General features: G+C 72.6%; 25 protein-coding genes and 1 pseudogene. 12 read left to right on the top strand and 14 right to left on the bottom strand.

Annotated features, from left to right (window positions below):
* Nucleotides 1–4 precede the first annotated feature (4 nt).
* The gene (locus tag ABD401_RS11080; RefSeq protein WP_344604617.1) at nt 5–502 is read left to right on the top strand and encodes an acyl-CoA thioesterase; all 498 of its coding nucleotides are present in this window, start codon (nt 5–7) and stop codon (nt 500–502) included.
* A complete protein-coding gene (locus ABD401_RS11075; RefSeq protein ID WP_344604615.1) occupies nt 499–936 on the top strand; it encodes an acyl-CoA thioesterase in 438 nt (145 codons plus the stop codon). Before ABD401_RS11080 ends, ABD401_RS11075 begins: the two co-directional genes overlap by 4 nt.
* 15 nt (nt 937–951) lie before the next feature.
* Here the strand turns inward: ABD401_RS11075 and ABD401_RS11070 are convergent, their stop codons facing one another.
* The 9 genes from ABD401_RS11070 to ABD401_RS11030 are packed head-to-tail and all read right to left on the bottom strand — an operon-like array spanning nt 952 to nt 11,247.
* Nucleotides 952–1,347 (bottom strand): globin domain-containing protein, encoded by a 396-nt coding sequence (locus ABD401_RS11070; RefSeq protein WP_019878079.1) that lies wholly within the window; start codon nt 1,345–1,347, stop codon nt 952–954.
* Between the two features lie 5 nt (nt 1,348–1,352).
* Nucleotides 1,353–2,531, bottom strand: coding sequence for a mechanosensitive ion channel family protein (locus ABD401_RS11065; RefSeq protein WP_344604611.1), 1,179 nt, complete (start codon nt 2,529–2,531; stop codon nt 1,353–1,355).
* 18 nt (nt 2,532–2,549) lie between these two features.
* On the bottom strand, nt 2,550–3,266 hold the full coding sequence (locus tag ABD401_RS11060) for a mechanosensitive ion channel family protein (protein ID WP_344604609.1): 717 nt from the start codon (nt 3,264–3,266) through the stop codon (nt 2,550–2,552).
* Nucleotides 3,263–5,371, bottom strand: coding sequence for a prolyl oligopeptidase family serine peptidase (locus ABD401_RS11055; protein ID WP_344604607.1), 2,109 nt, complete (start codon nt 5,369–5,371; stop codon nt 3,263–3,265). Before ABD401_RS11055 ends, ABD401_RS11060 begins: the two co-directional genes overlap by 4 nt.
* 24 nt (nt 5,372–5,395) lie before the next feature.
* Nucleotides 5,396–6,226 (bottom strand): formate dehydrogenase accessory sulfurtransferase FdhD, encoded by an 831-nt coding sequence (fdhD, locus tag ABD401_RS11050; protein ID WP_344604605.1) that lies wholly within the window; start codon nt 6,224–6,226, stop codon nt 5,396–5,398.
* The gene (locus ABD401_RS11045) at nt 6,226–6,441 is read right to left on the bottom strand and encodes a formate dehydrogenase subunit delta (RefSeq protein WP_344604602.1); all 216 of its coding nucleotides are present in this window, start codon (nt 6,439–6,441) and stop codon (nt 6,226–6,228) included. The genes fdhD and ABD401_RS11045 overlap by 1 nt, the downstream gene beginning before the upstream one ends.
* Complete coding sequence (gene fdhF / locus ABD401_RS11040; RefSeq protein WP_344604600.1) at nt 6,438–9,221, bottom strand: formate dehydrogenase subunit alpha; 2,784 nt, start codon at nt 9,219–9,221, stop codon at nt 6,438–6,440. The genes ABD401_RS11045 and fdhF (ABD401_RS11040) overlap by 4 nt, the downstream gene beginning before the upstream one ends.
* Nucleotides 9,218–10,774, bottom strand: coding sequence for a formate dehydrogenase beta subunit (locus tag ABD401_RS11035; protein WP_344604598.1), 1,557 nt, complete (start codon nt 10,772–10,774; stop codon nt 9,218–9,220). The genes fdhF (ABD401_RS11040) and ABD401_RS11035 overlap by 4 nt, the downstream gene beginning before the upstream one ends.
* A complete protein-coding gene (locus tag ABD401_RS11030) occupies nt 10,771–11,247 on the bottom strand; it encodes a formate dehydrogenase subunit gamma (RefSeq protein ID WP_344604596.1) in 477 nt (158 codons plus the stop codon). Before ABD401_RS11030 ends, ABD401_RS11035 begins: the two co-directional genes overlap by 4 nt.
* Nucleotides 11,248–11,370: 123 nt before the next feature.
* On the opposite strand from ABD401_RS11030, the gene ABD401_RS11025 reads away from it, so the two are divergent.
* Nucleotides 11,371–12,291, top strand: a complete 921-nt coding sequence (locus ABD401_RS11025; protein ID WP_344604594.1) for a LysR family transcriptional regulator — start codon at nt 11,371–11,373, stop codon at nt 12,289–12,291.
* A 5-nt stretch (nt 12,292–12,296) separates the two neighbouring features.
* Here the strand turns inward: ABD401_RS11025 and ABD401_RS11020 are convergent, their stop codons facing one another.
* Entirely contained in the window at nt 12,297–12,509 is a 213-nt protein-coding gene (locus tag ABD401_RS11020; RefSeq protein ID WP_344604592.1) for a formate dehydrogenase subunit delta, read from the bottom strand.
* Between the two features lie 224 nt (nt 12,510–12,733).
* Here ABD401_RS11020 and ABD401_RS11015 point away from each other — a divergent pair, with 224 nt between their 5' ends.
* From ABD401_RS11015 to ABD401_RS11005, 3 genes are read left to right on the top strand one after another with little or no spacing between them, the layout of a single operon-like run.
* Nucleotides 12,734–13,261, top strand: coding sequence for an HNH endonuclease (locus tag ABD401_RS11015; RefSeq protein ID WP_344604590.1), 528 nt, complete (start codon nt 12,734–12,736; stop codon nt 13,259–13,261).
* A 20-nt stretch (nt 13,262–13,281) separates the two neighbouring features.
* Nucleotides 13,282–13,518 (top strand): hypothetical protein, encoded by a 237-nt coding sequence (locus tag ABD401_RS11010; protein ID WP_344604588.1) that lies wholly within the window; start codon nt 13,282–13,284, stop codon nt 13,516–13,518.
* Nucleotides 13,519–13,538: 20 nt separating this feature from the next.
* Nucleotides 13,539–15,335 carry an aldehyde ferredoxin oxidoreductase family protein gene (locus ABD401_RS11005; RefSeq protein WP_344604586.1) on the top strand — a complete coding sequence of 599 codons (1,797 nt, stop codon included), beginning with the start codon at nt 13,539–13,541 and terminating at the stop codon, nt 15,333–15,335.
* Here ABD401_RS11005 and ABD401_RS25085 read toward each other — a convergent pair.
* From ABD401_RS25085 to ABD401_RS10990, 4 genes and pseudogenes are all read right to left on the bottom strand, one after another.
* On the bottom strand, nt 15,318–15,566 hold the full coding sequence (locus tag ABD401_RS25085; protein ID WP_425566109.1) for a TOBE domain-containing protein: 249 nt from the start codon (nt 15,564–15,566) through the stop codon (nt 15,318–15,320). The two genes, ABD401_RS11005 and ABD401_RS25085, sit on opposite strands and share 18 nt — an antisense overlap.
* A 279-nt stretch (nt 15,567–15,845) precedes the next feature.
* Nucleotides 15,846–16,262, bottom strand: a pseudogene (locus ABD401_RS25080) (ATP-binding cassette domain-containing protein); the annotation flags it as partial.
* A 70-nt stretch (nt 16,263–16,332) separates the two neighbouring features.
* Nucleotides 16,333–17,043 carry an ABC transporter permease gene (locus ABD401_RS10995; RefSeq protein ID WP_344604582.1) on the bottom strand — a complete coding sequence of 237 codons (711 nt, stop codon included), beginning with the start codon at nt 17,041–17,043 and terminating at the stop codon, nt 16,333–16,335.
* A gap of 13 nt (nt 17,044–17,056) precedes the next feature.
* Complete coding sequence (locus tag ABD401_RS10990; RefSeq protein WP_344604580.1) at nt 17,057–17,899, bottom strand: ABC transporter substrate-binding protein; 843 nt, start codon at nt 17,897–17,899, stop codon at nt 17,057–17,059.
* A 52-nt stretch (nt 17,900–17,951) separates the two neighbouring features.
* Between ABD401_RS10990 and ABD401_RS10985 the strand changes: the two genes are divergently transcribed.
* The 6 genes from ABD401_RS10985 to ABD401_RS10960 are packed head-to-tail and all read left to right on the top strand — an operon-like array spanning nt 17,952 to nt 26,326.
* Nucleotides 17,952–18,890 carry a substrate-binding domain-containing protein gene (locus ABD401_RS10985; protein WP_344604578.1) on the top strand — a complete coding sequence of 313 codons (939 nt, stop codon included), beginning with the start codon at nt 17,952–17,954 and terminating at the stop codon, nt 18,888–18,890.
* Nucleotides 18,891–18,939: 49 nt separating this feature from the next.
* The gene (gene fdhF, locus ABD401_RS10980; RefSeq protein WP_425566108.1) at nt 18,940–21,819 is read left to right on the top strand and encodes a formate dehydrogenase subunit alpha; all 2,880 of its coding nucleotides are present in this window, start codon (nt 18,940–18,942) and stop codon (nt 21,817–21,819) included.
* Nucleotides 21,816–23,540, top strand: a complete 1,725-nt coding sequence (locus tag ABD401_RS10975) for an NAD(P)H-dependent oxidoreductase subunit E (protein ID WP_344604576.1) — start codon at nt 21,816–21,818, stop codon at nt 23,538–23,540. The genes fdhF (ABD401_RS10980) and ABD401_RS10975 overlap by 4 nt, the downstream gene beginning before the upstream one ends.
* On the top strand, nt 23,537–24,772 hold the full coding sequence (locus tag ABD401_RS10970; protein ID WP_344604574.1) for a molybdopterin molybdotransferase MoeA: 1,236 nt from the start codon (nt 23,537–23,539) through the stop codon (nt 24,770–24,772). The genes ABD401_RS10975 and ABD401_RS10970 overlap by 4 nt, the downstream gene beginning before the upstream one ends.
* Nucleotides 24,769–25,266, top strand: coding sequence for a hypothetical protein (locus ABD401_RS10965; RefSeq protein ID WP_344604572.1), 498 nt, complete (start codon nt 24,769–24,771; stop codon nt 25,264–25,266). Before ABD401_RS10970 ends, ABD401_RS10965 begins: the two co-directional genes overlap by 4 nt.
* Nucleotides 25,259–26,326 (top strand): serine/threonine-protein kinase, encoded by a 1,068-nt coding sequence (locus tag ABD401_RS10960; protein WP_344604570.1) that lies wholly within the window; start codon nt 25,259–25,261, stop codon nt 26,324–26,326. Before ABD401_RS10965 ends, ABD401_RS10960 begins: the two co-directional genes overlap by 8 nt.
* Nucleotides 26,327–26,331: the final 5 nt, after the last annotated feature.

Genomic DNA, 26,331 nt, shown 5'->3' with positions numbered 1-26,331 from the left:
GGAGTTGCCGGCACACCTGGTCACCGTGCAGATCCGGTGGGTGGACATGGACGCCTACCGGCACGTGAACAACACGCTGTACTTCCGGTACTGCGAGCAGGCGCGGATCCAGATGCTCGGGTTCGAGGGTTCCGCGGAGGCCGAGCAGCGCGCGCGGACCCCGGACCCCGAGGCGCTGCCGACCGACGGCTTCGTCCTGTTGTCGGTCGACATGGAGTTCAAGCGGCCGGTGGTCTACCGCGACGCCCGCGCGGTGGACGTGCAGTCCTGGGTGACGCGCATCGGGAGCTCGTCCTTCGACGTCGCGCACCGGATCGTCCCCGTGGGGGAGCACGGCCCGGACGCGAAGCCGTTCGCGGCCTGCACGTCCGTCATGGTCGCGGTGGACCGGGAGGCGCAGCGCTCTCGCCCCCTGCGGCCCCGGGAGATCGAGATGCTGCAGAGCTACGAGGACGCCGCGCTGCCGGTGCCGCAGCCCGGCGGACGACGGGGGCCGCAGTGAGCACGGGCCGGAAGCACCGCACCGAGATCGAGGTGCGCTGGGGCGACCAGGACGCCTACCAGCACGTCAACAACGTCGCCTACGCCGCGTACCTGCAGGAGGCCCGGGCCGAGCTGCTCGCAGCTGCCGGAGTGCGGGCGTCCGCCCACGCGCGGCACGGCACCTTCGTCGTGGCCCGGCTCAAGGTGAACTACCTGCGCCAGCTCACGTTCCGGCCGGCCCCGATCGCGGTGACGACGTGGGTCAGCGCGATGTCGCCGGCCCGGATCACGCTGCGCAGCGAGGTGCACGAGCCCGTCGACGACGGCCTCGGCCCGTACTGCACCGGCCTGACGGTCCTGGTGCCCTACGACCTCGAGGAGGACTTCCCGCGCCGCGTCTCCGAGGAGGAGCGCACGGCGCTGAGCCACTTCCTCGTCCCGGACCCGGACTGACGGGCCGGACCTCGACTAGCCCTCGACGTTCCGCATCGAGTCGGCGGCCATCTCGAAGTAGCGCCACAGCCAGCTCTCGAGCTCCGGCTCGGGCTGGAGCTTGTCGAGGGCGGCGCGCATGTGGCGCAGCCAGCGGTCGCGCATGTCGAGGTTGACCACGTACGGGGCGTGCCGCATGCGCAGGCGCGGGTGGCCGCGCTGCTGGGAGTAGGTCCCCGGCCCGCCCCAGTACTGCATGAGGAACAGCCGCAGCCGCTCCTCGGCGGGGGCGAGGTCGGGGTACTCCGGGTACAGCGCCCGCAGCTCGGTGTCCTCCGCGACGCCCCGGTAGAACTCAGCGACGAGGTCGACGAAGAACTGCTCGCCGCCGACGCGGTCGAAGAAGTCGGCGGGCGGGCGGTCGAAGGTCATGCCCCCTAGTTTTCCCCAGTACCGCCCGAGCGGGGTGCGGGCGGTCCCTCCCGACGGCTGGATGTGCTGGACGGCACACCGACCTGCACGGCCTCGACCTGCGTCTCGCTGCCGTCGCCCTCGGACCGGACCCACACCGTGCGCTGCGGGAACGGGATCTCGACGCCGGCCTCGTCGAACGACGCCTTGATGGCCTCGCGGAGCAGGCGGGCGGCCTTCCACTGCTGGAGCGGGACGGTCTTCACGACCAGGCGGACGACGACCGAGTCGGCGGACAGGGCCTCGACACCCCACACCTCGGGCTTGTCCATGGCGATCGCGGCGTTCTCCGGCTTCGAGAACACCTCGTTGGCGGTGCGCAGCAGCAGCTCACGGACCCGTGAGACGTCCTCGTCGTACGCGACGTCGACGTCGACGACCGCCCGCGCCCAGCCCTGACTCTTGTTGCCGACGCGGAGGATCTCGCCGTTGCGGACGTACCAGACGGTGCCGTTGACGTCCCGCAGCCGGGTGACGCGCAGGCCGATCGACTCGACCGTCCCGCTGGCGTCGCCGAGGTCGGTGACGTCGCCGACGCCGTACTGGTCCTCGATGACCATGAAGATGCCGGAGAGGAAGTCCTTGACCACGGACTGGGCGCCGAAGCCGAGCGCGACGCCGATGATGCCCGCGCTGGCGATCAGCGGGCCGATGTTCAGCCCGATCTCGGACAGGGCCATCAGCATCGCGAGGGTGTAGATCACCCCGGTCGCGATGCTGCGCAGCACGGAGGAGACGGTCGCGGCCCGCTGCGCCCGGCGTTCGCTGGCCAGCGTCCCCTCGGACTCCGCCTCCTCGCCGTTGCGGCTCAGGTGGTGCCATCCGCGGGCGAAGTTCGGCTGGGCGACGCCGTCGGCGAGCCGGCGGCACATGCGCCCGATCGCGCGGTGAACCAGCTTCCGGATCAGCCAGGCGGCCAGCAGGATCAGCAGGACCTTGGCCGGCTTGGCGATCAGCCAGTCCGAGGACTCCGCGAGGGTCTCGTTCTTCCCGAGGTTGTCGTAGACCCAGCGGCAGAGCGTGCCCTTGCTCTCGACGCCCTGGAAGCAGGCGCGTCCGTCGGTGACCAGCAAGGACGGTTCGGGGCTGGGACCCGGGTCGGCGACTCCGGGCGGGGCGAGGGGCAGGGTGGACCAGAAACTCATGCGGTACCCCTGCCCCGGTCAGGTCGTGGCAGACCCGCCTTCGGTGCGACTTTGCGTTCGCGGCCGGCTGCGATTGCCGACGCGCAGGACCTCGCCGTTGCGGACGTGCCAGAGCACCTCGTCCGGGCCGCGGATGCTCGTGATGCGCAGACCCACCGACTCGACGATGCCGATCGTGCCGTCGAGGTCGACGACCCCGAGGTCCACCTCGTCCCCGACGCCGTACTGGTCCTCCAGCAGCATGAACATGCCCGAGAGGAAGTCCTTGACCACTGCCTGCGCGCCGAAGCCCGCGGCGACGCCCATGATCCCGGCGCCGGCGATCAGCGGACCGATGTTGAAGTCGAGCTCGTCGAGGGCCATCAGGGCGACGAAGACGAAGATGACGACGGTCGTGATGCTCTCGAGCAGCGAGCCCAGCGTCGCGGCACGCTGCCGGCGGCGGCGCTTGGCCGTCGCCGTCTCGGCGACGCCGTCGGCCAGCACCGGGGTCCGGTTCAGGAACCGCCCGATCGCGCGGTGCAGCAGCCAGCGCAGGACGAGGCCGAAGCCGATGATCACGACGATGCGCAGCGGTTTCGTGATCAACCAGTCCGAGGACTGGGCGAGCCAGTCCGACCCGGTCCAGTCGTAGATCTTCTTGCACAGCGAGTCCCGCGCCTCGCGGAAGCACGGCACTCCCTCGCCGGTCGGCCCCGGCGCCGGCTCCGGACCCGGGTCGGCTGCACCAGTCATCGGAACGTCGGCCCTCCGGTGTGGGCGGCGGTGAACGTCAGGGCGTCGACGCTCACCTCGATCGCGCGGGACAGGGCCCGGGCCCCGTGGCCGACGTCCTTCTCCCGGCGGACCAGGATCGGGGCGTCCCCGGTGGTCGCGTGCTGCAGGGCCGCGGCGAACTTGCGGGCGTGCAGGGTGTCGACGCGGGTGTCGCCGTCGAAGACCGTGAGCAGCAGCGCCGGGTACGCGACCCCCTCGCGCACCTGGTGGTACGGCGAGTACGAGAGCAGCCAGCCGAGCTGCTCGGCGTCGGCCGCCGAGCCGTACTCGACGTTCCAGGTCTCGCCGAGCCCGAACAGCTCGTACCGGATCATGTCGAGCAGCGGGGCGGAGCAGACCACCGCGGCGTAGAGGTCGGGCCGCTGCGTCATGGCGGCGCCGACGAGCAGGCCGCCGTTCGAGCCGCCGGAGATCGAGAGCTGCGCCGGGGTCGTCCAGCCGTGCTCGACCAGCCACTCGGCCGCGGTGTGGAAGTCGTCGAAGACGTTCTGCTTGGAGCCGAGCATCCCGGCGCGGTGCCAGTCCTCGCCCTCCTCGCCGCCGCCGCGGAGGTTGGCGACGGCGTAGACGCCCCCGGCCTCGACCCAGGCGAGGATTCCGGCCGAGTACGCCGGGGTCAGCGAGATGCCGAACCCGCCGTAGCCGTACAGGGTGGTCGGCCGCGGGCCGGCGACGTCGGGCGTCTCGCCGGTGCGGTACATGACGAACATGCGGACCTGCGTGCCGTCCCGCGAGGTGTAGACGACCTGCTCGGTGGTGACGTCGGGGACGTCGACGACGCCGGGCGCGCTGGCCCACAACGACGTCGTGCCGGTCCGGGCGTCGAAGCGGTAGACCGACGACGGCGTCGTGTGGTCGGTGTAGCCGAACCACGCCTCGTGGCCGCCCTCCGGCCGCTCACTGACGCCGGAGATCGAGCCCAGTCCGGGCAGCGGCACCTCGCCGCGGCGCTCGCCGGTGGCGAGGTCGTGGAGGGTCAGCTCGCTGACCGCGTGCCGGGTCCACGCGCACAGCAGGACGGGGCTCTCGCCGAGCTCGGGCCCGTCGAGGATCGCGTAACCCTCCAGCACCGCCTCGGGGTCCTCGGGAATCAGATCGCGCCAGTGCTCCGCGGTCGGGGCGTCCGGGGTCGTGACGCACAGCCGGCCGCGGCGGGCGTCGAGATCGGTGAAGACGTAGAGCCGGCCGTCGCGCGCGACCTCGATGCCGGTCGAGGCGTCGACGCCGTTCTGCACGACGAGGAGTTCGGGCTGCTCCAGCGGCGAGGCGGAGAGGTCGGCGAGCCAGACGTCGTTGCGTGGTGCCGTCCCGGTGTTCGCGGTGATCGTCAGCCACCGGCCGTCGCGGCTGACCGAGACGCCGTAGTAGTTCCGCTTGTCGAGCCCCGCTCCGAAGATCTCGACGTCGGTCTCGGGATCGGTGCCGACACGGTGCAGGTACACGCGGCGGTGGTACTGCTCCTCACCGGCCGGCACCAGGTCCGGGGCGAGCCGGCGGACGTAGTAGAACGCCTTGCTGTCCGGCATCCAGGCGACAGGGGAGTAGCGGCCGCGGTCGATCGGGCCGTCGACGAGCTCACCGGTCGCGACGTCCATGACCCGCAGCACCGACTCCTCGGTCCCGCCCGCGGAGAGCTGGTAGGCGAGGTACTTGCCGTCCTTCGACGGCTGCCACGCGTCGAGGGTCGTCAGGCCCGACGGGTCGATCTCCATCGGGTCGAGCAGGATGCGCTCGCCTCCTCCTTGGTCGAAGGGGTCGACGGTCACGAGCACCGCGTGCTCCTGCTCGGCGGTGCGGCGCATGAAGAACTGCCGGTCCCCGCGCCAGGCCGGGGCGCTGACGACGCCGGCTCCGAGCAGCTGGGTCAGCCGCGCCCGCAGGCCGTCCGCGCCGGGCCAGGTCGCGCGGTGCGCGGCGAACAGCTCGTCCTGCGCGGTCGACCAGGCTTCGGTCTCGGGGTCGGCGGGGTCCTCCAGCCAGCGGTACGGGTCGGCGACCGAGTGACCGTGAAGGTCCTCGACGATCTCCTGGCGGCGGGCGGTGGGGTAGTCCGGTCGAGGCATGACCCTCAACTTAGAGGGCTGAGCTCACTCGCCGCCGCTGACCCGCTCGGCACCTGCATAGACCGTCATGTGATCGCCCCGCACGAAGCCGACGAGCGTGATGCCGCTGTCCTCGGCGAGCTCGACGGCCAGCGTCGAGGGGGCCGAGATCGCCGCGACCACGGGAACCCCGGCCATCGCGGCCTTCTGCACCAACTCGAAAGAGGCCCGGCCCGAGAGCATCAGGACCGACCCGGCCGCGGGCACGAGGCCGTTCAGCAACGCCCAGCCCAGCACCTTGTCGACCGCGTTGTGGCGCCCGACGTCCTCGCGGGCGACGAGCAGCTCCCCGTCGGCGGTGAACAGACCCGCGGCGTGCAGACCGCCGGTGGCGTCGAAGATGCGCTGCGCCTCGCGCAGCCGGTCCGGCAGTGCCAGCAGGGTCGCCACGTCGACCCGGACCGGGTCACCGGCCGGCGGGAACGCGGTCCTGGTGCGGACGGCGTCGAGCGACGCCTTCCCGCAGACTCCGCACGAGGACGTCGTGTAGAAGTTGCGCTCCACCCCGGGGCCCGGGACCGGCACTCCGTCCGCGAGCGCCACGTCGAGGACGTTGTAGGTGTTGCGGCCCTCGTCGTCGACCCCGTCGCAGTACCGGGCCGTCACGACGTCGTCGACCTTGGTGATCACGCCCTCACTGAGCAGGAAGCCGTGCGCGAGTTCGACGTCCGCGCCGGGGGTGCGCATCGTGACCGCGAGCGAGCGACCGCCGACCCGCAGCTCCATCGGCTCCTCGGCCGCGAGGCTGTCGATGGTCGACGTCCGCCCGGTCGGCGTGACGCGGGTGACCGAACGTCGACCGGTGACCCGGCCCATCAGGCTTGCAGGCGCTCGACGGCGGCGCGCACGAGCGAGTCGTCGACCTCGCCCGCGGACTCGGCGGCGAGCAGGGTCGTGCGCATGCGCGGGTCCCAGAACATGCGGATGTGACTGGCGATGGCCTCGGCGGCCGCGTCCTGCGGCTTGTGGCGGAACTGGTCGGCGATCTCGCCGGCCAGACGCACCTCGGGCCGGATCGTTCCCTCGCTCACACGACCGCCGGTTCCGCGGTGTCGACGGTCGAGGCCGGCGCCGTCGCCAGCGCCACCTGAACCGCCGTCACTTTGTACTCGGGGCAGTTCGTCGCCCAGTCCGAGTTCTCCGTCGTGACCACATTCGCTCCGCTGACGGGGTGGTGGAAGGTCGTGTAGCAGACCCCGACCGGCATGCGCTCGGAGAGCACGGCGCGCAGCTTCGTCTCGCCGACCCGGCTGGCCAGCGTGACCAGGTCGCCGTCGTGAATCCCGCGAACCTCCGCGTCGTGCGGGTGGATCTCCAGCACGTCCTCCGGGTGCCAGGTGACGTTCGCCGTCCGGCGGGTCTGTGCCCCGACGTTGTACTGGGACAGGATGCGCCCGGTCGTGAGGATCAGCGGGTACTTGCGGGTGCTGCGTTCCTTCGTCGGCACGTAGGCCGTCGACTGAAATGCGCCCTTGCCGCGGGTGAACTCCTCGACGTGCATGACCGGCGTGCCCAGCGGGTGCTGGTCGTCGCACGGCCACTGCACCGACCCGACGCGGTCGAGCAGGTCGAAGGACACGTTCGCGAACGTCGGCGTCGTCAGCGCAATCTCGTCCATGATCTGCGCGGCGCTGTCGTAGTGCATCGGGTAGCCCATCGCCTTCGCGATGTCGCCGACGATCTCCCACTCGTGCTTGCCGGTGCGCGGCGCCATGATCGGGCGGACCCGGTTGATCCGGCGCTCGGCGTTGGTGAACGTGCCGTCCTTCTCCAGGAACGAGGTGCCCGGCAGCAGGACGTGCGCGAACTTCGCGGTCTCGTTGACGAACAGGTCCTGCACGACGAGCAGGTCGAGCGACGAGAGCGCCGCGTGCACGTGCTGGGTGTTCGGGTCGGACTGCGCGACGTCCTCTCCCTGCACGAACAGGGCGCGGAAGCTGCCGTCGACGGCCGAGTCGAACATGTTCGGGATCCGTAGCCCGGGCTCGGGCAGGATCGGGACGCCCCAGAGCTTCTCGTAGAAGCCGCGAACGTCGTCGCGGGAGACGTGGCGGTAGCCGGGCAGCTCGTGGGGGAACGAGCCCATGTCGCAGGAGCCCTGGACGTTGTTCTGCCCGCGCAGCGGGTTCACGCCGACGCCGCTGCGGCCGATGTTGCCCGTCGCCATCGCGAGGTTGGCCATGCCCATGACCATCGTCGAGCCCTGGCTGTGCTCGGTGACGCCGAGGCCGTAGTAGATCGCGGCGTTCGGCGCGGTCGCGTAGAGCCGGGCCGCCGCGCGCACCTCCGCCGCCGGCACGCCGGTGACGGGCTCGAGCGCCTCGGGGGAGTTCGACTCGTCCGCGATGAAGGACTCCCAGTCCTCGAAGCCCTCGCAGCGGGCCGCGACGAAGTCGCGGTCGACCAGACCTTCGGTGACCACGACGTGCGCCATCGCGTTGATGATCGCGACGTTCGTGCCCGGGGCCAGTTGGAGGTGGTGCTCGGCCTGGATGTGGGGCGTGCGGACGAGATCGATGTGCCGCGGGTCGACGACGAGAAGCTTCGCGCCCTGGCGCAGCCGCCGCTTCATGCGGGAGGCGAAGACCGGGTGGGCGTCGGTCGGGTTCGCGCCGATCACCAGAATCACGTCGGCGTCGGCCACCGAACGGAAGTCCTGGGTACCGGCGGACTCGCCGAAGGTCTGCTTCAGCCCGTAGCCCGTGGGGGAGTGGCAGACCCGGGCGCAGGTGTCGACGTTGTTGTTGCCGAAGGCGGCGCGCACCATCTTCTGGACGACGTAGACCTCCTCGTTCGTGCAGCGGGAGGAGGTGATGGCGCCGATCGAGTTCTGGCCGTACCGGGACTGGATGTCGCGCAGCCGGTTCGCCGTGAACGAGATGGCCTCGTCCCAGCTGACGGTCCGCCAGGGATCGGTGAAGGAGTCGCGGATCATCGGCTCGAGCACGCGGTCCGGGTGGCTCGCGTAACCGTAGGCGAAGCGGCCCTTCACACAGCTGTGGCCCTCGTTCGCCCCGCCGTTCTTCGACGGCACCATGCGGACGAGGGTGTCGCCGCGCAGCTCGGCACGGAACGAGCACCCGACGCCGCAGTACGCGCAGGTGGTCTCGACGGCGCGGGTCGGCATGCCGAGCTCGACGACCGACTTCTCCTGCAGGGCCGTGGTCGGACAGGCCTGCACGCACGCGCCGCAGGAGACGCACTCGGAGTCGAGGAAGTCGGTGCCGCCGGCACTGACGACGGACTCGAAGCCGCGGCCCTCGATGGTCAGGGCGAGTGTGCCCTGCACCTCGTCGCACGCGCGGACGCAGCGGGAGCAGACGATGCAGGACTTCGGGTCGAACTGGAAGTACGGGTTGGACGCGTCGATCTCGGCGTCCTGGTGGTCGTGGCCGGGGCCGTAGCGGACGTGCACGAGGCCGACGGTGTCGGCGGCGGCGTGCAGCTCGCAGGCGCCGTCCATGCAGTCGGCCGGGTGGTCGGACAGGTAGAGCTCGACGACGCCCTGGCGGAGCCGGTCGACCTTCTCGCTGCGGGTGCGGACGACCATGCCCTCGCCGCACGGGGTGGTGCAGGACGCCGGGGCGCCCTTGGCGCCGTCGATCTCGACGATGCACAGGCGGCAGGAGCCGAAGGCCTCGAGGGAGTCGGTGGCGCACAGGCTGGGGATGTCGACGCCGGCCTCGCGGGCGGCGCGCATCACCGACGTGCCCGGCGGCACGGCCACCGCGACCCCGTCGATCGTGAGGTTCACGGTCGCCTCGCCCGGGCGGGCGGGCGTGCCGTAGTCGAACTCCTGGAGCAGGCTCACGCGAAGTCCTCCCGGAAGTGTCGGACGGCGCTGCGCACCGGCAGGGGCGTCAGCCCGCCCATCGCGCACAGGGAGCCGTCGGTCATCAGCTCGCAGAGGTCCTCGAGCAGGGCGAGTTGGGTGCGGTCGCCGGCCCGGATGCGGTCGATCGTCTCGACGCCGCGCACTGCGCCGACCCGGCACGGGGTGCAGCGCCCGCAGGACTCCTCGGCGCAGAACTCCATGGCGAATCGGGCCATCTTCGCCATGTCGACGGTGTCGTCGAAGACGACGACCCCGCCGTGGCCCACCATCGCGTTCGCGGCGGCGAAGGCCTCGTAGTCCAGCGGCAGGTCGAACTGACCCACCGGCAGGTACGCCCCGAGCGGTCCGCCGACCTGGACGGCCCGAACCGGACGCCCGGAGGCGGTGCCGCCGCCGAAGGTCTCGACCAGCTCGCCGAGCGACAGGCCGAACGCCGTCTCGAAGACGCCACCGCGGGCGACGTTCCCGGCGAGTTGGAAGACCTGCGTGCCGCGGGACCGGCCGATGCCGAGTGCCGCATAGGCCGCGGCGCCGTCGGCCAGGATCGCCGGGACCGAGCCGAGCGTGAGGACGTTGTTGATGACCGTCGGGCGGCCGAACAGGCCGGAGATGGCGGGGATCGGCGGCTTCGGGCGGACCAGCCCGCGCTTGCCCTCGAGGCTCTCGAGCATCGAGGTCTCCTCGCCGCAGATGTAGGCGCCGGCGCCCACGCGGACGGAGAGGTCGAAGGTCAGCCCGGAGCCGAGGATGTTCGGGCCGAGCCAGTTCGCGGCGTACGCCTCGGCGATCGCGGCCCGCAGGGTCTCGACGGCGTCGGGGTACTCGGAGCGGCAGTAGATGTAGCCCTCGCTCGCGCCGACCGCGTAGGCGGCGATCGTCATGCCCTCGATGAGGGTGAACGGGTCGCCCTCCATCAGCATGCGGTCGGCGAAGGTGCCGGAGTCGCCCTCGTCGGCGTTGGCGCAGACGAATTTTTGTCCTGGTCTGGGCAACCCGGCCGGCTGCTCCAGGACGGTCTTCCACTTGATGCCGGTCGGGAAGCCGGCGCCACCGCGGCCGCGCAGGCCCGAGTCGGTCACCTCGGCGACGACCTCGGCCGGGGTCATCGACAGGGCGCGCTGCAGGCCGGCCAGGCCACCGTGCGCGAGGTAGTCCGGCGCGGAGCGCGGGTCCACCACGCCGACGCGGGCGAAGGTGATGCGCTGCTGCGCCTTCATCCAGGGCAGCTCCTCGACGAGCCCGAGGGCCGCGCCGTTGCCACCGGCGCCCGCCAGCATCCCGCCGGCGAGCAGGCCGTCGACGTCCTCGGGGGAGACGGGACCGAACCCGACCCGCCCGTCCGGGGTGTCGACCTCGACCAGGGGCTCGAGCCAGAGCATGCCGCGCGACCCGGTCCGCACGACGCGGGTCCCGAGCGGGGCGAGGGCGGTGATGCGCTCGGCCACCGCGTCGGCGCCCACGGAGACCGCGGCGGAGTCACGGGGGACATAAACGGTGTGGTTCGAGGGGGAGAGCGCGGAACCCGTCATCGGAGGTCTCCCAGCAGCGCGTCGAGGCGGTCCGGGCTGACGCGGCCCTGGAGCTTGCCGTCGACCTGGATCGAGGGGCCGAGCGCGCAGTTGCCGAGGCAGAAGACCTCGTCGAGGGTGACGGCCCCGTCCGCCGTGGTTTCGCCGAAGCCGACGCCGAGCCGCTGCTTCGCGTGCTCGACCAGGGCGTCCGCGCCGACCGCCTGGCAGGCCTCGGCCCGGCAGATCCGCAGGGTGGAGCGGCCGGGCGGGGTGGTCCGGAAGTCCCGGTAGAAGGACACGACGCCGTGCACCTCGGCGACCGAGAGGTTCAGCTCGTCGGCCAGCACCGGGATGACGTCCGGGTCGAGAAAACCGAACTCGGCCTGGACGGCGTGGAGGATGACGAGCAGCGGCCCGCGTTCGGCGGCGTGGGCCGCGGCGATCGCGCGGATGCGGTCGGCACGCGGTGGCGCCGGGGCGCGGAAGGTCATGGGTGGTCCTGCCGGGTCGGGTGCTTCACGCTGCGCGACCGCAGGGCGGTGCAGCAACCTCAACGTGTCGATCCAGCGATAAACGACGTTTATCAGTGCACGTCAGCGGGCTATCCTGGCCAGGTGTCCGGCGACATCCTGCTGCGCCAGTTGGAGTACCTGGTGGCGCTGCACCGCGAGCAGCACTTCGGCCGCGCAGCGGCCGCGTGCCACGTCAGCCAGCCGGCGTTGTCGGCCGCCGTGCGCAAGCTCGAGCAGCAGCTCGGCGTGCAGATCGTGCGCCGCGGTCAGCGCTACGGCGGTCTGACCGAGGAGGGCGGTCAGGTCCTCGGCTGGGCGCACCGGATCCTCGCCGAGCGGGACGCGCTGCTGCTGGACCTGGACCGGCTGCAGCACGGTCTGACCGCGACCGTCCGCGTCGGGGCGATCCCCACCGCGGTGCCGATCCTGCCCGCGATCACCGTCGCTCTGACGGACCGTCATCCGCGTGCGCGAATGCGGATCGAGGTCCTGTCCTCCGCCGAGATCGTCCGGGGACTGGCCGAGTTCGAGCTCGACGCCGGGCTGACCTACCTCCCGGAGGAACCCGACGCGCACACCCGCGTCCTCCCGCTCTACCGCGAGCGCTACCTGCTGCTCACGCCGGACTCGGGGCCGCTCGCCGACCGCGAGACCCTGTCCTGGGCCGACCTGGCCGGCGTCCCGATGTGCGCCCTGTCCACCACCATGCAGAACCGGCGGATCCTCGACGCGGCACTGGCCGAGGCGGGCGTGCGGGCCGACGTCGTCGTCGAGGCGGACACCGTCGAGTCCCTGTACGCCCACCTGCGCACGCGCCGGTGGTCGAGCGTCGTCGCGCACCCCTGGGCGCAGAGCTACGGGGTCCCGGACGGGCTGCGGCTGATCCCGATCCGGCCGACGCCGCACACGCCGGCGGTCGGCCTGGTCACCGGCCATCAGCGACCGTCGACCCTCGCCGCCGCGGCCCTCCATGACGCGGTCCTGGCCGCGGACCTGGGGGCGCGGCTCGACCAGGCCGGCTAGATCGGCTAGATCAGGTCGACGGCCTTGAGGATCACCGGGTCGTCGACCTCGCCCGCGGCGATGCCGCCGCGGAGCAGCTTCTGCATGTGCGGGTCCCAGAACATCCGGATCTGGGCCGCGACCATCATCGCGGCCTTGTCCTCGGGCTTGTCCTTGTACTGGGCGGCGATGGCCATCGCCTGCTTGACAGCGGGCCGGGGCGGGGGCTTGGTGTTCACGCGATCACCGGCCCGGACGGGCCTGGCTGGGGGGTCGAACGGTGGTCCGATCGGGGCATGGCCGCAATGTATATCGCCGCCGGGGCGGGTTCGCCGAGGTTGCGCTCGGTAGCCGATGCCGCGTGGCGGGACGAAACTTCTGGCCGAATCGGCGTTCGTCACCGACACTGGGGGTGCAGCCCGGCGCGTGCCATGCGCCGGGTCTGATCTGCGAGGAGGCTCGCGTGGGCCACGCCCTGGTCCTGAACGCGACGTACGAACCGCTGTGCGTCGTGCCGTCCCGACGCGCGCTCGTCCTCGTCCTGAACCACAAGGCGACCTCGGTGGAGGACTCCGGCTCGGTGCTGCACAGCGCCGCCGCCGCGGTGCCGTTACCAGCGGTGGTCCGTCTGCACCGCTATGTGCGGGTGCCCTATCGCGCCGGAGTCCCGTTGACCCGGCGCGCAATCTTTGCCCGGGACGGCGGGCGCTGCGTCTACTGCGGCGCCCCCGCCAACAGCGTCGACCACGTGATCCCGCGCAGCCGCGGTGGTCAGCACACGTGGGAGAACGTCGTCGCCGCCTGCCGGCGTTGCAACCACGTCAAGAGCGACCGCGAGATCTCCGAGCTCGGCTGGGCGGTCCGCGTCGCGCCCCGGCAGCCGAGCGGCCCGGCCTGGCGGATCCTCGGGACCGGCCGGCACGACCCGCGCTGGCTGCCGTACCTGACCGGCTACGGCCGGGACGCGGTGACGGGCGAGGCGACCGCCTGACCCGGGGTACCGTCCCGGCTGTGTCCGACGTTCCCGAGGTGCGGGTCAGTTGCTACGGCGCGCTGGCGAGCCGCGCCCGGACCCGATCGCTGACCGTCCGGGCGCGCACGCTCGGTGAGGCGGCCGCCGCCGTCGGTCTGGAGCTGAACCTGCACGTGGTGGCCGCGTTGAACGGGGAGCGCATCAGCCGCGACCCCGAGGTGGTGCTGGCGGCCGGGGACTCCGTCGCGTTCATCTCCGCCGACGCGGGCGGCTGAGGCGGCCTACCCTTCGGAGCATGGCTCCGGGCGGGTACTTCGGGGCGGCGCTCGTCCTCGACGTGAGCGCCGCCGGGGTCGAGGTGTCCCGTGACGAGCTCGGCGCCGACGTACTGCGTTCCTACCTCGGTGGGGTGGGGCTCGGGACCTACCTGCTGCAGCGCCTGGGTCCGGCCGGCGTGGATCCGCTCGCTCCCGAGGCGCCGTTGGCCTTCGTGTTCTCCCCGCTGGTCGGGACGCCGCTGACGACCAGCGCCAAGTTCGCTGTCGTCGCCAAGTCGCCGCTGACCGGCCTGCTGACCGATGCCCTGGCGTCGAGTCAGTTCGCGATCGCCGGGAAGCTCACCGGCCACGACGCGCTCGTCGTCCGCGGGCGGGCGGACGACCTCTCGGTCCTGCTCGTCGATGCCGAGGGCGCGCGGGTCGAGCCCGCGCCCGAGTTGGCCGGTCTGTCGGCCGCGGCCGCCGAGGAGGTGCTCCGCACCCGCTTCGGGCGCGGCTGGCGGGCCGCGGTGATCGGACCGGCGGGGGAGCGCGGCGTGCGCTACGCGACGATCAGCCACGACGGCCGGCACGCCGGCCGCGGCGGGCTGGGCGCGGTGCTCGGCGCGAAGAACCTCAAGGCCGTCCTGGTGCGCGCCGCCGGCAAGGCCGCGGTGCACGACGCCGAGGCCGTGCTCGCCGCCGCCCGCGATCTCCGCGAGCGCAGCTTCGGCCCGGCCACCGCGAAGTACCGCGAGCTCGGGACGCTGGCGAACCTGCTGGCGTTCAACGCGGTCTCGACGTTGCCGACGCGGAACTTCACCGCCGCGACCTTCGAGGGTGCGCCGAAGCTGGCGGCCGAGGAACTGCACGAACTGCGGCTGGTGGCCCGCAACTCCTGCGCGTCCTGCTCGATCGGCTGCGAGCACATCTACTCCCGCAAGGGCGGTGGGTCCCAGCGGATGGAGTACGAGAACGTCTTCGCCCTCGGCCCGATGTGCGGGGTCTCCGACCCCGACGACGTCTTCGCCGCCAGCGCGAAGTGCGACGAGCTCGGCCTGGACACGATCTCGGCCGGCGGCACGGTGGCGTGGGCGATGGAGTGCGCCGAACGCGGTCTGTTGGACGAGCCCTGGCTGCGGTTCGGCGACGGGCCGGCGCTGCTGCGCGCGCTCGACGCGATCGGCGCCCGGTCGCCCGGACTGGGTGAGCTGCTGGCCGAGGGGTCACGGCGGGCGTCGGCACAGCTGGGGCAGGGTTCCGAGGCCTTCGCCGTGCACGTCAAGGGGCTGGAGCTCCCTGGCTACGAGCCGCGGACGATGCAGGCGATGGGTCTCGGGTTCGCGGTGAACTCCCGCGGCGCCGACCACAACCGGTCGGGTGCCTACGAGGCCGACCTCTCCGGCGACCTCGACCGTCTCGCGGGCGCGGCTCCGCACGTGGCGGCGGCCGTCGCGACCGAGGACCGCGCCGCCGTCATGGACTCGATGATCCTCTGCAAGTTCCTGCGCGGCGTCTTCACCGAGCCCTTCGCGGAGTGGGCGAATCTGCTGCGCCCGGTGACCGGCTGGGACATCGACGCCGACGAGCTGCGCGCCACCGCGCGGCGCATCGTCGACGCGAAGCGGGCCTACAACCTGCGCGAGGGCGCCACCGCCGCGGACGACACCCTCCCGCCACGCATCCTCTCCGAGGCCGTCGCGATGTCCTCCGGTCGCGAGGCGAGGCTCACCGCGGAGCGCCTGCAGTCGATGGTGGCGGCCTACTACGCCGCCCGAGGCTGGGACGCCGAGGGCCGGCCGCCGACTGACGTGGCGTCAGCTACTTCGGTCTGACGGGAGTTCTCGGCTCTGCCGAACCTCGACGAGGACCTCCTCGCCGTCGCCGGGTGCATCGCCGGCCGGCTCCGCCGTGGGGTGCAGGCAGGTCAGCAGACCGGTCGGGACCTGGACGTCGACCCGCGTGAGCGGACCGAGGGGGATCCGGCGGCGGACGGTACCCGGCACGGTGAGTGCCGCGGGCGGCGCGGCGGATCGGTGGGCCACGCAGTGCTCCGGCCGGGCCACGCGCTCCTCCGGTCGCCCGGTGAGCGCGCTCGGCAGGTGGTTGACGAACCCGAGCAGGCGGGCGGTGTCGAGGTCGACGGGGGTGTCGAGGACGTCGGCCGTCGGCCCGTGGTGGCGGACCTGACCCTGAATCAGCAACGCCGTGGTGTCGGCAAGCGCGCGCGCCTCGTCGACGTCGTGGGTGACGAGCACGACCGCCAGCGACCGGCCCGAGAGCGCTGACCGCAGGTCCGCGAGGAGGTCGGCCCGGGTCGGTGCGTCCAGCCCGGCGAACGGCTCGTCGAGCAGGAGCACCGCCGGTTCGGTCGCGAGCGCCCGCGCGATGCAGGCGCGCTGCGCCTCCCCGCCGGACAGCGACCGGACGTCGCGGTCGGTGAGGTGGTCCAGCCCGAGGGCCACCAGAGCGGGCCGGCTGCGTTCGGCCGCTTCCGCCGCCCCGACACCGCGGAAGCGCAGACCGCTCGCGACGTTCGCCGCGACGGTTCCCCGGCGCAGGATCGGCCGCTGCAGCACGGCGGCCGTCGCGGTCCGCGCCCGGGCCGGCGTCGCCGGGTGTCCGGCGAGCAGCACCTCGCCGGACACCCGGTGCCGGCTGAGCAGCCCCAGGGCGCGCAGGAGCGTCGACTTGCCGGCGCCGTTCGGGCCGAGGACAGCCAGGCAGGTACCGGCGTCCACCTCGAGGTGCGGGACGTGGAGCAGTTGCCGGGCACCGACCTCCACCCGCAGGTCCCGGCACGCGAGCGCAGCAGTCACCGGACACCGCCGTTCACCGGACACCGTCCCGCTCGGGGGCACGTTGTTGCGCGAGCACCAGCGTCAGGTTCACCACGAAGGCGATCAGCAACAGGATCAGGCCGAACGCGATCGCCAGGGCGAACTGACCGCGGCTGGTCGCGAGCACCGCGGCGGTGGTCAGCACCCGCGTCTCGCCGGCGACGTTCCCGCCGACCATCTGCGCCGCGCCGACCTCGCTGATCACGGCGCCGAACCCGGCCATCGCGGCGGCCAGCAGTGGCAGTCGCGCCTCGTCGAGGAGCGCGAGGAAGGCACGGACCCGGCCGGCGCCGAGACCGCGCATCTGCACGAGGAAGTCGGGGTCGACCTGCACCAGCGCCGCGACCACGAGCGCCGTGACGATGGGGGTGGCGATCGCGGCCTGCGCCACGATCATCGCCGTCGGTGTGTAGAGCAGGCCCAGACTGCCGAGCGGGCCGCTGCGCCAGAGCAGCACGGTGACGAACAGACCGACCACCACCGGCGGCAGGCCGAGGCCGGTGTTGGCCATCGCGAGCACCACGCGGCGGCCGGGGAACCGGCCCAGGGCGATGGCTGCCCCGAGCGGGAGACCCAGACACACGGCGACGACGGTCGCGGTCAGCGAGATCCGCAGCGTCAGCGCGGTGATCGACCACGCGTCCTCGTCGCCCGTGACGAGCAGGCGCAGCGCATCGGCGAAGCCGTCGCCCAGGATGTCCACAGCGGTCGCCGGCTCAGGCCGCCAGCTCGGCTTCGTCGCGTCCGGCGTCCGGGGTGAACAGCGCCTCGCCGTAGGCGTCGACGCCGAACCGGCCGATCAGGTCCTGCGCGGTCGCGCTGACGATCCAGTCCGCGAACGCGGCCGCGCCGTCGGTCTGGACGCGGTTTCCGGCCCGTTCGGTCATCTCGATGACGTGGTAGATGTTCAGCAGCTCCGGACCGCCGGCGCCGAGCTCGACGAGGTCGACGGTGTCCCGCTGGCTGAGGAAGGTCGCGCGGTCGGTGACCGTGTACGCGTTGCGTTCCGCCGCGACCTGCAGTGTCGCGCCCATGCCCTGACCGGTGGACGAGTACCACGAGCCCTCGGGCGTGATGCCGGCCTTCGCCCAGATCGTCTTCTCCTTCGCGTGGGTGCCGGACTCGTCGCCGCGGGAGACGAACGGGACCTCGCCCTCCGCGATCGCCGTCAGCGCCTCCGAGGGGCTGAGGGCGTCGATCTCGGCCGGGTCGTCGGCCGGGCCCACGATCAGGAAGTCGTTGTGCATCACCAGCAGCCGCCGACCCGTCGCGCCCTCGGCGACGAACTCCTCCTCGGCGGCGGGCGAGTGCACCAGCAGGACGTCGGCCTCGCCGCGTCGACCGAGTTCGATCGCCTGTCCGCTGCCGACGGCCAGCGTCGTGACCTCCCACCCGGTGTCCCGGGTGAACGCCGGCAGCAGGTCGTCGAGCAGACCGGAGTCCTGCGTGCTCGTGGTCGTGGCGAGGATCAGCTTCCGGTTGGGCTCGTCGTCGTCCCCGCACCCGCTGGGCACGAGGACGAGCGCCGCCGCCAGCAGGAGAGAACGAGCCCGTCGCATGGTGCGCCCTTCTGCATCAGTTCAGAACGGTGCAAATCTAGACTCGGTCGCCGTGAGCCGATACCGCGAGATCTGCCTCGATCTCGCCGAGCGCGTCGTGAGCGGGGACCTCGAGCCGGGGACCGAGCTCCCCGGCGTCCGCGAGCTGGCCCGTTCCTGGGGGACCACGGCCACGACGGTGAGCCGCGCGCAGCGCGAACTGGCCGACGCGGGCGTGCTCGTCCTGCACGAGCGCCGCCGGGCGCAGGTGGCACCGGGGGCGGCCCTCGCGGCGCGGGAGTTCCTGGCCGGCCGCGTCGGGTTCCGCCTGGTCGGCAGCGACGACCCGGCGCTGGACCTGGTTGCGCGAGGAGTGCCGGAGCTGGAGGTGCTGACCGGCCGGGGCAGCTTCGGCGGGCTCAGCGAGGTCCGGCGGGGCCGGGCGGACGGTGCCGCGCTCCACCTGCTGCACCGCACCGGGATCTACAACGCGCCGTTCGTGCAGCGCCTGCTGCGGAATCAGGCTCCTCACCTGCTGCATCTGTGGCGGCGGGAGCAGGGCCTGATCGTGCCGCCCGCCAACCCCGACGGCGTTCGCAGCGTGGGTGACCTGACCGGCCGTCGCGTTGCCCTGCGCCGGTTCGGGACCGGCACCCGGGTGCTGTTCGACCGGCTCGCGATCGCCGCGGGGATGGACCCGGACGGGGTACGCGGCCCGGAGGTCGAGACCCATCTGGAGGTCGCGCTCGCCGTCGCGACCGGGACCGTCGACGCGGGTCTCGGCGTGCGCTCGGCCGCCGCCGATCTCGGTCTCGACTTCGTCCCGCTCACCTGGGAGTCCTACGACGTGGGGTTGCCGGGTTCGGCGTTGGGCGCCGCGGCGCCGGTGATCACGGCGCTGAGTTCCTCGGCCTTGCGGGCGGCAATCACGGCTCTCGGGGGCTACGACACGGCCGACTCGGGTCGGCTGGACGAACTCGACGCCATGGGCGAGCCCACGATCCCCGGTTAGGCTTCGCGAAAAGTTCACTCCCTCGCCCCGGGAGGCTGCGATCACCGCCCTGCACGAGCCCGAGACCACCACCGTCCCGACCGTCGGTGTCACCATCGACGGTGTCCCGGTCACGGTGCCCGTCGGCACGACGATCTACGACGCCGCGCGGTCGGCCGGGATCGACATTCCTGTCCTGTGCCACAACGAGCGGTACGACCCGGTCGGCGTCTGCCGCATGTGCGTGGTGGACACCGGGGGTCGCGTGTTCGCGGCGGCCTGCGTGCGGCCGTGCGACGACGGCATGTCGGTGCAGACCTCGACGCCGGAGCTCGAGCGCAGCCGGTCGGTGCTGACCGAGTTGCTGCTCTCCGACCAGCCGCCCCGCGAGTCGGACCCGAAGCACACGACGACCGCCGACAACAAACTGCTCGAGCTCGCGGACCGGTACGGCGTCGCGCGGGAGACCACCGACCTGCCGGTGGGCGCCGGGCGGGGCACCGACGTGTCGAACCCGGTCATCGCGGTCGACCACGACTCGTGCATCCTGTGCGACCGCTGCGTACGGGCGTGCGACGACATCCAGGGCAACGACGTCATCGGCCGCTCCGGCAAGGGCTACTCGACCCGGATCGCGTTCGACTTCAACGACCCGATGGGGTCGAGCTCCTGCGTCACCTGCGGCGAGTGCGTGCAGGCCTGCCCGACGGGCGCGCTGACCAACAAGGCGATCCGCTCGATCCCGATCCGGCCGCGCGAGCAGCTCGAGGCCGTCGAGTCCGTCTGCCCCTACTGCGGCGTCGGGTGCGCGCTGACCTACTGGGTCGACCGCGAGCGCGGGGCGATCTCGTTCGCCGAGGGACGCCCGCAGCCCGGGTCGCAGAGCCGGCTGTGCGTCAAGGGCCGCTACGGCTGGGACTACTCCGCCTCGCCCCAGCGGCTCACGAAGCCGCTCATCCGCGTCGATTCCTCCTACCCCAAGGGCCCGCTGTCCGCGGACGTGCGGGGTGAGGGCACCGGCAAACGGGCCACCAAGGACACACGCCCGGGGAAGGACCGCGGCCGCAAGCCGGGCGGTCTCGTCGACTACGACGAGGTGATGCCGCACTTCCGCGAGGCGACCTGGGACGAGGCGCTCGACCTCGTCGCGCGGCGGCTCAAGGAGATTCACGCCGCCGGCGGGCCCGGAGCGATCGCCGGGTTCGGCTCGGCGAAGTGCTCCAACGAGGAGGCCTACCTCTTCCAGAAGCTGATCCGGGCCGGCTTCGGCACCAACAACGTCGACCACTGCACGCGGCTGTGCCACGCGTCATCGGTGGCAGCGCTGTTCGAGGGCGTCGGCTCCGGTGCCGTGTCAACCACATACGGCGACGTCGCCAACGCCGACGTCGCGATCATCACCGGCTCGAACCCGACCGCGAACCACCCGGTCGCGAGTTCGTTCTTCAAGCAGGCCCGGCGGCGCGGCACGACGATCATCTACGTCGACCCCCGTGCCTCGACGGTGTCGGAGCACGCGGACATCTTCGTCCAGCTCAAGCCGGGTACGGACGTCGCGTTCTACAACTCCGTGATGTGCGAGATCATCCGGCTCGGCCTGACGGATCCTCAGTTCATCGCCGAGCGGACCTCGAACTACGACGCCCTCGCGGCCACCGTCGCGGACTACCCGCCGGAGCGGGGCGAGCAGATCACCGGCGTCCCGGCCGACACGATCCGGGCCGTCGCCCGGGCGTGGGGCGAGGCCGGCTCCGCGGTCATCTACTGGGGGATGGGAATCTCCCAGCACACGACCGGCACCGACAACGCGCGCTGCCTGATCGCGCTGTGCTCGATCACCGGTCAGGTCGGACGGCCGGGCACCGGCCTGCACCCGCTGCGGGGCCAGAACAACGTGCAGGGTGCGTCCGACGCGGGTCTGATCCCGATGTTCTACCCGGACTACCAGGGCGTGACGAAGGAGTCGGCGCGCGAGGTCTTCGAGCGGGCGTGGGGCACCTCGCTCGACCCCAACCGCGGTCTCACCGTCACCGAGATCATCCACTCGATCCTCGAGGGCGGGGTCCGGGGCATGTACATGCTCGGGGAGAACCCGTTCCTCTCGGACCCGAACACCAACAAGGTCCGCAAGGCGCTGTCGGCGCTGGAGTTCCTCGTCGTGCAGGACATCTTCCTGACCGAGACCGCCGAGTTCGCCGACGTGATCCTGCCCGCCACCTCCTACCTGGAGAAGGACGGCACCTACACCAACACGGACCGGCGCGTGCAGCTCGGCCGCAAGGTGCTGGACCCGCCGGGCGAGGCGAAGGCGGACTGGTGGATCGTCCAGGAGATCGCGCGCCGCGTCGGGCTCGACTGGAACTACGGCTCGCCGTCCGCGGTGTTCGACGAGATGGTGCCGTTGATGCCCTCGTACACGAACCTGAGCCACGCGAACCTCGGCTCGAGCGGCAAGCTGTACCCGAACCCCGACCCCGAGCACCTCGACGGCACCGTCGTGATGTTCGACGAGCGGTTCAACACCGACGACGGCCTCGCCCACCTGGTGCCGGCGCAGTGGCTGCCGCCGAAGGAACTGCCGGACAGCGAGTACCCGCTGGTCCTCAACACCGGGCGTCTGCTGGAGCACTGGCACACCGGGTCGATGACGCGGCGCTCGTTCGCCCTCGACGCGATCGCGCCGGTGGCCGAGATCTACATGCACCCGAAGGACGCCGCCGACCGCGGGCTGGTGCACGGCGCCATGGCTCGAGCCCGTTCCCGCCGCGGCGAGATCCAACTGCAGGTCCGCATCAGTCACCGGGAGCAGCAGGGCAACGTGTTCATCCCCTTCCACTTCCGCGAGGCCGCGGCGAACCTGCTGACGATCGACGAGGTCGACCCGTTCGGGAAGATCCCGGAGTTCAAGTTCTGCGCGGTGCAGGTCGAGGCCGTCGGGACGACGGCGTGAAGGCCCCGCAGCGGGTCCCGGGCGTCGAGGCGCGCGCCGGCAAGTTCCCGGGTCCGTCGCTGATCCCGGCGCTCAACGCCATCCAGGCGCGGCTGGGCTGGCTGCCCCGTGAGGAGTTGGAGAAGCTCGCGCTGGACGCCCGCCGTCCGCGCTACGAGATCGAGGGCCTGATCTCGTTCTACCCGCACTTCCGGACCTCGCCGCCCCCGCCCGTGTCGGTCTCGGTGTGTCACGACCTCTCGTGCTTCCTGCACGACGGCGAGGCGCGCATCGCGGAGCTGAGGGAGCGTCACGGCGACGCCGCGGACGTGGAGATTGTCGAGGTCTCCTGCCTCGGGCGTTGCGACTCTGCGCCGGCGTGCGCGGTGAACGAGCATCCGGCTCCGATCGCCGAGGTCGACGACCTGATCGCAGCCGCGCGGGACGCGGGCGTCGGCCACGCGGCGGCGAAGACCCGGTCGGAGCCGTGGCCGAACGACCCGTACCCGGCCGGGTCCGGGATCGCGGAACGGTACGTCACGTTGCGCGCCCTGCTCGCCGGCGACCTCGACCCGGACGACCTGGTGAGCGCGCTTCAGGACTCGGGCTTGCGCGGCATGGGCGGCGCCGGCTTCCCGACCGGGCAGAAGTGGGACCTCGTCCGTGGGGCCGAGGGGTCCGTCAAGTACGCGATCTGCAACGCCGACGAGTCCGAGCCCGGCACGTTCAAGGACCGTCAGATCCTCGCCACGCAACCGCATCTGGTCCTGGAGGGCCTGCTGTGCGGCATGGCCGTGGTCGGGGCCGAGGAGGGCTGGGTCTTCATCCGGCACGAGTACGGGCCGGAGGAGCACGTCCTGCGCGAGGAGCTCGAGGCGCTCCGCGCGGCCGGGGTCGTCGGTCCGGACGCGTGCGGCAGCGGCCGCCGGTTGAACGTCGAGATCTTCGTCTCCCCGGGTGGCTACATCCTGGGCGAGGAGACCGCGCTCATCGAGTGCATGGAGGGCCACCGCGGCGAGCCGCGCAACAAGCCCCCGTTCCCGGGCGTCTACGGCCTGCACGGCCGTCCGACCCTGATGAACTCGGTCGAGACCTTCGCCGACCTCCCGGTCATCGCCCAGCGCGGTGCGCAGTGGTGGAAGGACCAGGGCCGGGGCGATTCGGTCGGCTGGAAGTTCTTCGCGGTGTCCGGACACGTCGAGAAACCAGACGTGTACTGCGTCCCGATGGGGACGACGGTGCGCGAGTTGATCGAGCTGGCCGGCGGGGTTTCCGGAGGCCGCGCGGTCGGTGCGGTGCAGCCGGGCGGGGCGTCGAGCAACTTCATCGGCCCGGAGCTGCTCGACCTCGAACTCGACTTCGGCACCGCGGCGAAGGCCGGCACGATGCTCGGCTCCGGTGCGCTCGTCGTCCTGGCGGAGGGCACCGACGAGCTGGCCGCCGCGACCAACGTCCTGCGGTTCTTCCGCAACGAGTCGTGCGGCAAGTGCGTGCCCTGCCGGGTGGGCTCCACCAAGGCCCACGAGATTCTCCGCGGCGTTCTCGACGAGGGCGTCCCGCTGGACGGCCCACGGCGCGCACGGATTCTCGAGCTGGAGGAGGTTCTGCGCAAGACCTCCATCTGCGGTCTCGGGCAGGTGGCGCTCGGTCCGGTGATCAGCGTGCTCGGTCTGGACAAGGGAGGAGCGGCCGCTCGCCCCCAGCCGAAGCCGGAGGGCGCGGCGGGGCAACCGGAGCGATGACGGGGCGGGAGTTCTTCACGGCCCGGACCGTCGGCGAGGCGCTGGTCGGATTCCGACCGGAGCGGCGAACCGCGGTGGAACCGGTGCCGCTCGACGGCGCGCTCGGCCGCGTCCCGGCGGCGGACGTCCGCGCGGACGCGCCCCTGCCCGGCTTCGCCCGCTCGACGGTCGACGGCTACGCCGTGCGCGCGGCCGACACCTACGGGGCGTCCGACGGCCTGCCGTCCTACCTCGACCTTGCCGGGGCCGTGCGGATGGGCGCGGCGCCCACGGTGACCGTCACTCCCGGGCGCTGCGCGGCGATCCCGACCGGGGCCGTGCTGCCGGCCGGTGCGGACGCCGTGGTGATGGTCGAGTACACCGCCGAGACGATGCCGGGCACGGTGGAGGTCACTCGCCCCGTGGCCCCCGGTTCCGGGGTCGTGCAGCCCGACGACGACGTCGCGGTGGGTGCGGTGCTCGTGCCGGCGGGCCGCCCGCTGCGCGCCCCCGACCTCGGGCTGCTGGCCGCCGCCGGGGTGACGACCGTCGACGTCCACGCCCGGCCGCGGGTGGCGATCCTCTCCACCGGGGACGAGGTGGTTCCCTCGGACACAAAGGAGTTGACGGTTGGTCAGGTCCGGGACGCCACAGCGAGCGCGTTGGCGGGCCTGATCCGCGAGGCGGGCGGTGACCCGGTGTACGCCGGGATCGTTCCCGACGACGAGGGGGCGTTGCGGTCGGCGCTCACCGACGCGCTCGGCGCCGCGGACCTCGTCGTGGTGTCCGCCGGCTCCTCCGTCGGGGCCCGGGACGAGACCGCCGCGGCGGTGTCCGCCCTCGGCGAGGTGTGGTGCCACGGGCTCGCGCTGAAGCCGGGGAAACCGACGATGCTCGCCGAGTGCGCGGGCGTCCCGCTGATCGGTCTGCCGGGCAACCCGCTCTCGGCCCTGGTCGTGTTCCGGCTGCTCGGCGTCCCCCTCGTCCGGCGTCTCGCCGGGTGTGACCGGCCCCCGCCCGCCCCGCGGGTCCGGGCCCGGCTCGCGCGCGACCTGCCCTCGGCCGCCGGCCGGCTCGACGTCGTCCAGGTGACCGTGACCGAGGACCCGGACGGCACCTGTCGGGCCGAACCCCTGTTCGGACCGTCCGCCCTGTTGTCCGTCCTCGCCCGTGCCGACGGTTACCTCGTCGTCCCCGAACCGGCCACGGGCCTCGACGCGGGTACGGACGTCGAGGTCGTCCTCCACGCGTGAACGCGCGACGCGCCGGGTATCGGCTCGGGGTGAAGGTCGGAGGCGGACGGCATCGACTCGGCGCGAGCGCGCTGGCTGTCGCCCTGCTCACCGGCTGCGGCTCCGGGGCCGAGACCCTGACCGCCGCCGATGCCGACGCCCTGCACGCCCAGGTGGACACGATCCGGACGGCGATCGCCGACGGTCGCACCGGAGCCGCCCGCACGGCCGTCGCGGACCTGCGCGGTGCGATCCGCCGGCTCGCCGACAGCGGCGAGCTCGACCCCGCCGACGGCCTCGTGCTCCTCACCCAGGTGGACCGGATCGAGCAGGAGATCCGGCAAACCGCCACCCCGACCCCGGCGCCGACCCCCGCGGCCGCGCCGGATCCGAAGCCGGCGCCCCAGGACGACAAGAAGCCGGAGCCGAAGAAGGACGAGCCGAAGAAGGACGGGCCCAAGGGCAAGCCGAAGGGGCCGGGCAAGAACAAGGGCAAGGGCAAGGGCAATGGCTGACGCGGGGCCGGCGGCCGACGCGGGCCCGGTGGTCGTCGGGGCGCGGCTGGGGGACCGGTACACGCTGACCCGGCTGATCGGCACCGGTGGCATGGCCTCGGTGTGGGCGGCGCACGACCCGCGGCTGGAGCGCGAGGTCGCGATCAAGGTCATCTCCGACACGCTCGCGCTCGACGCCACCTTCGTGGAGCGGTTCGCGCGGGAGGCCCGGATCGCCGCCGCGCTGGCGCACCCGCACGTGGTCAGCGTCTTCGACTACGGCGCCCACGGCGGCCGGCCGTACCTGGTGATGGAGTACGTCGCGGGCGGGACACTCTCCGCGCGGCTCAAGGACGGGCGCCGCGACTGGGACCCGGCGACGCTGACGCGCGAACTGCTCGACGCGCTGGGCTACATCCACGCCGCGGGGATCCTGCATCGCGACCTCAAGCCCGCGAACGTCCTCGTCGGCGCCGACGGCCGGGCCCGGCTCACGGACTTCGGCATCGCGCACCTCGCGGACGGCACAAAACTGACCAGCACCGGGTACGTCGTCGGCACCGAGAAGTACCTCGCCCCCGAGGTGCGCCGCGGCGGGGCGCCGACGGTCGTCGCCGACCTGCACGGGCTCGGCGTCCTCCTGCGTGAGTGCGGGGTGGCGGAGGCGGGCCCGGTCTTCGCCGCGCTGATCGACCGGCTCACCGACCCCGACCCCGCCCGGCGACCCCGCTCGGCGGCGGACGCCCTCGCGCTGCTCGACCGCCCCGCGGGCCCGGGCCCCGACCCCGGTCCCACGGTCCCGATGCCGGTGGGCGACCCCGCTCCGACCGAGGCGCTGCTGGCTCCGACCGAGGTCGCTCCGACCGAGGCGTACCCGCCGCCGGACGCGCCGGCCGGGCGTCGGCCGGCGCGCGGGGCTGCGGTGGCCGCGGTGCTCGTGGTGGGGGCGGTTCTGCTCGGCGGGGCAGCGCTCCTCTCCGGGGACGACGGGTCGGACGGGCTGCGCACCCCGCCCGCCGGGGGTTCGGTGAGCGAGCAGCTCGACCAGCTCGACGAGGCGATCGACCGCGCCCGCCGGTAAGCGCG

This window comes from Sporichthya brevicatena, from assembly GCF_039525035.1.
In the GTDB taxonomy this organism is placed as follows: Bacteria; Actinomycetota; Actinomycetes; order Sporichthyales; family Sporichthyaceae; genus Sporichthya; species Sporichthya brevicatena.
Note: the sequence above shows the minus strand (reverse complement) of the source record. Positions and strands in the feature narration are given on the sequence as shown.

What these genes read in the sequence shown, in the direction of transcription:
- ABD401_RS11070 (WP_019878079.1), bottom strand. Translation starts at nt 1,347, where the DNA reads ATGACCTTCGACCGCCCGCCCGCCGACTTCTTCGACCGCGTCGGCGGC.
- ABD401_RS11065 (WP_344604611.1), bottom strand. Translation starts at nt 2,531, where the DNA reads ATGAGTTTCTGGTCCACCCTGCCCCTCGCCCCGCCCGGAGTCGCCGAC.
- ABD401_RS11060 (WP_344604609.1), bottom strand. Translation starts at nt 3,266, where the DNA reads ATGACTGGTGCAGCCGACCCGGGTCCGGAGCCGGCGCCGGGGCCGACC.
- ABD401_RS11055 (WP_344604607.1), bottom strand. Translation starts at nt 5,371, where the DNA reads ATGCCTCGACCGGACTACCCCACCGCCCGCCGCCAGGAGATCGTCGAG.
- fdhD (WP_344604605.1), bottom strand. Translation starts at nt 6,226, where the DNA reads ATGGGCCGGGTCACCGGTCGACGTTCGGTCACCCGCGTCACGCCGACC.
- ABD401_RS11035 (WP_344604598.1), bottom strand. Translation starts at nt 10,774, where the DNA reads ATGACGGGTTCCGCGCTCTCCCCCTCGAACCACACCGTTTATGTCCCC.
- ABD401_RS11030 (WP_344604596.1), bottom strand. Translation starts at nt 11,247, where the DNA reads ATGACCTTCCGCGCCCCGGCGCCACCGCGTGCCGACCGCATCCGCGCG.
- ABD401_RS11005 (WP_344604586.1), top strand. Translation starts at nt 13,539, where the DNA reads ATGGCTCCGGGCGGGTACTTCGGGGCGGCGCTCGTCCTCGACGTGAGC.
- ABD401_RS10990 (WP_344604580.1), bottom strand. Translation starts at nt 17,899, where the DNA reads ATGCGACGGGCTCGTTCTCTCCTGCTGGCGGCGGCGCTCGTCCTCGTG.
- ABD401_RS10970 (WP_344604574.1), top strand. Translation starts at nt 23,537, where the DNA reads ATGACGGGGCGGGAGTTCTTCACGGCCCGGACCGTCGGCGAGGCGCTG.
- ABD401_RS10960 (WP_344604570.1), top strand. Translation starts at nt 25,259, where the DNA reads ATGGCTGACGCGGGGCCGGCGGCCGACGCGGGCCCGGTGGTCGTCGGG.